1 protein-coding gene and 1 pseudogene are annotated in these 1,143 nt (G+C 65.2%); both read right to left on the minus strand.

Annotation, left to right across the window (positions count from 1 at the left end; genetic code table 11):
• Positions 1–608, minus strand: a 608-nt coding sequence (locus EOA27_RS37415) for a Clp protease N-terminal domain-containing protein (protein WP_281059522.1), incomplete at its 3' end; no start/stop codon positions are given.
• Positions 609–919: 311 nt separating this feature from the next.
• A pseudogene (locus EOA27_RS41265) lies at positions 920–1,143 on the minus strand (hypothetical protein); the annotation flags it as partial.

A 1,143-nucleotide genomic window follows, 5' to 3' on the forward strand; every position in this document is an offset into this window, starting at 1 on the left:
GGGTTGTTCTTGGTGCGCCGCGACAGCACCTGGATAGTGCGGCGGATCTCGTCGTCGCGGCCGATGACCGGATCGAGCTTGCCCGCGCGGGCGTCGGCTGTCAGGTCGCGCGCGTATTTCTTCAGCGCGTCATAGCCTTGCTCGGCGCTGGCCGAGTCGGCGGTGCGGCCCTTGCGGATATCATTGATAGCCTGGTTGAGCGCCTGCGCGGTGACGCCCGCCTTGGACAGGATGTCGGCGGTCTTGGCCGACTTCTCCATGACGAGCGCCTGGAGCAGCCGCTCGACGGTGACGAAGCTGTCGCCGGCCTTCTTGGCCAGGTCCTCGGCGGTCGAGAACACCTTGGCGAGCGGCTGGGCAAGATAGAGCTGGCCATTGCCGCCTTCGACCTTGGGCATGGCCTCGAGCGCCGTCTCGACGCCGAGCTTGACGTCGCGAGCATTGCCGCCGGCGCGCTCGATCAGGGACGCGGCAAGGCCCTCGTCATCGTCGACGAGCACCTTCAGCATATGTTCAGGTGTGAATTGCTGATGGTTGCGCGAGAGCGCCATGGTCTGCGCGGACTGGATGAAGCCGCGCACGCGCTCCGAGTATTTTTCAAGATTCATATCTGTCTCCTTCCGTCACCGGCCCGCTTTGCGGCACCGGATCAGATTGCGGTGACGGACCCGCTCATAGGAGCCGAGCCCTGTTCAGCCGAGATATGGTGTATGGGGTGCGGTCCCTCAAGACGCCTTGACGTCGATCAAAGCAGAATATTCCACTGCATGTCGCCCCAAAAGCGCGCGGCGCTTTTGGGCCAAGCGACATGCATCGAGCAAAGAGAGCTAAAGCGTGCCGTGACGCGCTTTAGCCGCGCGCGAACGAAAACGGCGGAGAAAGATCCCCGCCGTCTGCAATGCCTGAAATGGCGTTTGTGTCAGTTGTTCGCGTCGGCGGTCACAGGCTCGCCGGGAGCTTCGCCGGCGACCGGCGCCGGCTCGCTGGCGACAGGCTCGCTTGCCGGCCTTGCCTCTTCGGCGGGCTTGGCGCCGGCCTCGCCGCCATTGCTCGGCGCATTGTGTGCTTCGCCCGCCTTTTCGGGGCTTGCGCCCTGCGGCTGGTCGCCCTGCTCGCCATTGCCGGCCTGGTCGGCGTAGGTGC

This window comes from Mesorhizobium sp. M2A.F.Ca.ET.037.01.1.1, from assembly GCF_003998075.1.
GTDB lineage: Bacteria > Pseudomonadota > Alphaproteobacteria > Rhizobiales > Rhizobiaceae > Mesorhizobium.